Genomic DNA, 2,206 nt, shown 5'->3' with positions numbered 1-2,206 from the left:
AACGCGATCAGTATATGTCTCAGTATTAATAGAGGAACCCCTTGGAGCCATTGGCTTCAGGGGGATTTTTGTTTTTGTGGGTATTTCTAATATTTAAAAAAGAAGCAGGTAACACCTACAAATCACCCACAAAAAAGTGATAAAAAATCACTCCATGATCTTGGAGATATACTCTTCATATTTATTCATTGAATCTGTGTCTATTTTTTCTTGTATGAGGTCCAAGCCAACGAAGCTGTACCGATGCAGAAAGATGAGAAGCAGCTGCTAATGATTAGATTCCCTTCTAAGTGTGAAAAACGATTCTGACGGGAATGATCAAAAAGATTAGGAAGACGGGGCTGCATAAGGTGGCACGCAAACGATCAAGACGATGGTTCCTGCTTTATCGCATAGAGGGTAGATAATGCGTCTATCTCGATGAACAATTCATTATAACACGAGGCCTTGTGGATGAATAATCTTTATAAGCATATAGACTCTAACATTTCAATTGATCAGCTTTTTAAAAAAGGAGAAGTTAAAGTTATTATCCTAGATGGTCATTCCAACAATGTGGTGTTGGCTGAAATCCCAATGTACGGTAGAACCGAGATCACTACACGTGACGGCCAGTTCACAAATTTAAATTATACAAGTTCTCACAGAATAGATATTTAGCAGATAGAGTTCCCTAATTACTTGAAAAAATCTAAAAAATGCCGATTCAATAAAGAAGAATATTGAAAAGGTGTGTATTTATGGAGTATTTTGGATTTCTCGAAAAAATGGGGATACCAAGTAATTTGGCTGCTGCAATAATAGTGTTATTAATCATTTTCAAATTAATAAGACCTATTAATTTATTATCATCAAGTATCTTTGAACAAAAGTTGTTAACTAAAGATATGGTTATACTATTATTAAGTATTAAATATCTTGGACAGACTTTATGGTGGGTATTGATTAATCTGTCTATACTTTATACTTTTGGTGTACCGTCCTGGACTGGGGATCCAAATTTATCTCCCATGATAGGATCAATTTTTTTCGCAATTGGTGCTCCAATTTTCACTATAATTTATGTTATAAACAGTCAATCCTCTTCAAAACTTAATCGGTTTGGGGTAAGAGTATTATTAGCAATACTGTTCATGGTTTGCTTATTGTGCTATTATTTTCCGTTGAATGGAACAGTTGTAACAAATGTATTCGTAGAAAATCCAATTGGAAAATTAGCAATTATAATAGGATGTATGACCGTTCTATGTCTCCCTATACCAGCATTAATGAAGCAAATTTCAAAGTTTTTATATTGGACAAAAGAAAAGTATATACTCGTTTCTGACATTGATTTAGCTAATGAACAAAATATTCTTGAAAGTGATTTAAATAGAAAATCTTGGTATGTACTACACGCTATAAACAAAGAATTAATTTTATTAGGAAATAATCCTAAGCCAAAGTTATGTACAGAAACAAAAATTATCAAGTTAGAAGACTTGTGCAATATAAAAATGTCGATTGAAGAGGTCGATCAAGATTCTACAAACGATGATTCTACTAACGATAGTACTACAAATAATAATTCAATTATATAATTAAACAGTCTGCTTATAAGATTTTTTTGGAAACTTTCGACAGCACTTGGAATCATTTGAGTGCTGTTTTTGTATCTTTGTTCCTATTTAATGACAAACTTTGTGTTGGTAAAATTGACCTTGTCAATGAATAGGAAGGAGTGAATTCTTCTGAGGAAGATACTTGATGCAAAAGCACTAACCAGTGCCATGGATACAAGGGCAAAACACTATCAGGAACTCCGCGAACAAATGATAGATTTAAAAAAGGCATTACAAGCTTCTTATGAATATACTTGATGCAAAAGGACTAACCAGTGCCATGGATACAAGGGCAAAACACTATCAGGAACTCCGCGAACAAATGATAGATTTAAAAAAGGCATTACAAGGTGTTGCCAATCTCGGTGACGACTTCACTGGAAAAGGTGCCGATAACATTAAAAGCTTTTATAAAGAGCTAGCTGGAATTGTGGACATGTTTATTAGCTTCATAGATAAACAAAAAGCGTTCCATGAAGGTGTTTCTGGGACACTTGATGATACAAACTTTGGCGGCGATACCTTTGTAGAAGAACACTTTTTAGACAACGCAGTACATATGGGCACCAAGAATGAACAAAGATTTCTAAATTATATTATAAACG

Annotated in this window: 3 protein-coding genes; all 3 read left to right on the top strand. The window is 33.8% G+C overall.

The annotated features are described in order from the left end of the window. The first annotated feature begins 453 nt into the window (after nt 1-453). Complete coding sequence (locus tag BA1_RS19210) at nt 454-660, top strand: XtrA/YqaO family protein (RefSeq protein WP_008362239.1); 207 nt, start codon at nt 454-456, stop codon at nt 658-660. 80 nt (nt 661-740) lie between these two features. After that, nucleotides 741-1,580, top strand: coding sequence for a hypothetical protein (locus BA1_RS18130; protein ID WP_008362237.1), 840 nt, complete (start codon nt 741-743; stop codon nt 1,578-1,580). A 301-nt stretch (nt 1,581-1,881) separates the two neighbouring features. Next, nucleotides 1,882-2,206: T7SS effector LXG polymorphic toxin (locus BA1_RS18125; RefSeq protein WP_237739248.1), on the top strand; the 325-nt coding region annotated here is incomplete at its 3' end.

This window comes from Bacillus xiamenensis, assembly GCF_000300535.1.
Taxonomy (GTDB): domain Bacteria; phylum Bacillota; class Bacilli; order Bacillales; family Bacillaceae; genus Bacillus; species Bacillus xiamenensis.
Note: the sequence above shows the minus strand (reverse complement) of the source record. Positions and strands in the feature narration are given on the sequence as shown.

Bases quoted from the DNA above. Each gene is read 5' to 3' on its own strand.
- BA1_RS19210 (WP_008362239.1), top strand. From the start codon at position 454: ATGAATAATCTTTATAAGCATATAGACTCTAACATTTCAATTGATCAG.
- BA1_RS18130 (WP_008362237.1), top strand. From the start codon at position 741: ATGGAGTATTTTGGATTTCTCGAAAAAATGGGGATACCAAGTAATTTG.